This is a genomic window from Marinisporobacter balticus (genome assembly GCF_004345705.1).
GTDB classification, from domain to species: Bacteria; Bacillota; Clostridia; order Peptostreptococcales; family Thermotaleaceae; genus Marinisporobacter; species Marinisporobacter balticus.
On record NZ_SLWV01000065.1, the window covers coordinates 1 to 2511 of the forward strand.

The 2511-nt window shown below is 30.2% G+C and carries 1 protein-coding gene and 1 rRNA gene; one reads left to right on the forward strand and one right to left on the reverse strand.

What is annotated here, in order from left to right:
- Window positions 1-921 precede the first annotated feature (921 nt).
- On the forward strand, window positions 922-2100 hold the full coding sequence (locus EV214_RS18500) for a pyridoxal phosphate-dependent aminotransferase (RefSeq protein WP_132248483.1): 1179 nt from the start codon (window positions 922-924) through the stop codon (window positions 2098-2100).
- Window positions 2101-2421: 321 nt separating this feature from the next.
- Here the strand turns inward: EV214_RS18500 and rrf are convergent.
- Window positions 2422-2511 (reverse strand): 5S ribosomal RNA (gene rrf / locus EV214_RS18505); the annotation flags it as partial.

The following is a 2511-nucleotide window of genomic DNA, read 5'->3' on the forward strand; positions in this document are numbered from 1 at the left end:
TATTGCTTTAAGTTCTTAGAACTTATTGTACTTGACTTAAGTCAAGTGCTGGCTTAAATTCTTACACTGTGTAGTTTTCAAAGATCAATTCTTTTTTCATCACCATTTGGCGACTTAATTATCTTATCATTTTTTGTCGAATCTGTCAACAACTTTTTTTCAAAAGTCGTATGTTGCAAAATTTCCAAGTAATAATCCTAAATGCAACTTCTTACTTAATATTCACTAAGTTTTATTTTTTTTAAAAGTGACGACAAGATATATCTTACCATGTTTATCTTCTTAAGTCAACTAGAAATTTATTCTAGTTCTAAACTCCTACCCCTTTAAATAGGGACAAGTAATACTATACCATCATACTTTTATATAGTCAACAGTTTTTTAATGGAATTTAAATCAATATTGCTCTCTTTCTCTTATTAAATATCTTTATGATCCTATGTATCCAACTGCAAATATTAGTTTTGACATAATTAATATCTGACATACACGAACATTACTCATATTTCTCCCTTGGCATCCTAGTTTTTCAGTATGTTTTTATGTCATATATATTCAACAACAACGTAAAATTATATCTTTTCTATTTACAAGGATATAATATTTTTATAAAATTCTGTGTATAAATATTCGTGTGCTGCTATCTTAGTTACACATTTCTCCAACGAACTTTCACTTTCTACTCATGGAAGTAGCTGTGTTGAAAGTTGGTTAATGATTAAAACGAACTAGCAATGTCAGGTTATTTATGATTTGATTATTCCTAAGATAAAAGGTAAAATTTAAAAAGAGATAATTATGATGTATCTATACAAAGTAGTTTCATTATGTCATAAAACAGACTAAAAAAATTAAGCAGTTTTAAAGATATTTATATATCTCTCTGGTTTAAAACTGTTTATCCCAAAAAGGAGGCTTATTATGTTATCTTCTAAATTAAAAGAAATTACCCCTTCTTATACTATAGGTATAAGTACAAAAGTAAAAGAACTAAAAAATCAAGGACTAGATATCATTAACCTAAGTATTGGAGAACCAGATTTTTTTACCCCCTCACCTGCTAAAGATCATGCTATCCAAGCAATCCAAATGAACCACACCAAATACGATGCAGCTGCTGGTTTATTAGATCTGCGTAAAGCAATCCAAAATAAGCTTGATATTGAAAATAATGTTTCATATGCAGTAGATGAAATTGTTGTATCAAGTGGTGCAAAGCATGCCATCACCAATACACTTATTGCTTTATTAGATCATGGTGATGAAGTAATTATTCCCAAACCCTATTGGGTTAGTTATCCAGAAATGATTAAACTTGTAGGAGGCAAGCCCATTTTTTTAAATACCCAACGAAAAAATGATTTCAAAGTAACTCGGAAAGAAATTGAACAAGCAATTACGCCTAAAACAAAAATAATTTTTATCACAAATCCTTCTAATCCAACAGGAGCAATATATTCTAAAGATGAATTGAAAGGAATTGTTGATATCTGTCTGAAAAATAATATTTATATTTTGGCTGATGAAATATATGAAAGTATTTGTTATGTAGATTCTTTTACTAGCATTGCTTCGTTATCAACAGAAGCTAAAGATATAACGATTACGATAAACGGACTTTCAAAATCTGTGGCTATGACGGGATGGCGAATTGGTTACTCTGCAACAAATATGGTATTAGCAAAAGCTATTTCTGCAATACAAGGCCATCTCGTATCCCATCCTAGCACAATTTCTCAATGGGCTGGTGTTTCAGCTTTAACATCCTGTCAAACAGAAACAGCTGAGATGGTTCATACTTATAAAACCAGAAAAGATCTAGCTATATCTGTCCTTAAAAAGATAGAATCTATTGGGTTTATTAATCCTCAAGGTGCTTTTTACTTATTTATTGACATATCTTCTCTAAAGGATAAATTTAAATGGCATCATAGTTTTTCTGTAGCCTTTTCAGATATACTTTTAACACACGGAAAAGTAGCAGTTGTTCCTGGAATTGCGTTTGGTATGGATGATTTTATTCGAATCTCCTATGCATGTGATACAGATGAATTATTAGAAGGACTCAATCGAATGAAAACTTTTATAGAAAATTTATAAGGAATAATTAAAACAACCCATCTTTTGATTATCTCTAATGTTAAAAAAACAACACCACGCAAATGTGTGGTGTTGTTTTTTTGATAGAAGTTAAATTTTATTTGATTCAATCGTTAGAAATTTGTGGATAGATTCTAATTATCTCTATATTTTTCCACAGTATTTGTTATTTATATCTTATCCTTTTTTCTTTTATATCTAAGTCTTGCTCTTGTTCTGTGTATAAATTATATATTCTATAAATTTTATCAACAACATATGCAATCTATTCACAAAATAAAAGACTTAAAACGAAACAAGTTCGCTTTAAGTCTTCTATGTAACCAGCAACGACCTACTCTCCCAGGCAGTTACCCACCAAGTACCATCAGCGCTGAAGGGCTTAACTTCTGTGTTCGGTATGGGAACAGG

Excerpts from the sequence above, each read along its gene's own strand:
- EV214_RS18500 (WP_132248483.1), top strand. The coding sequence starts at position 922 with ATGTTATCTTCTAAATTAAAAGAAATTACCCCTTCTTATACTATAGGT.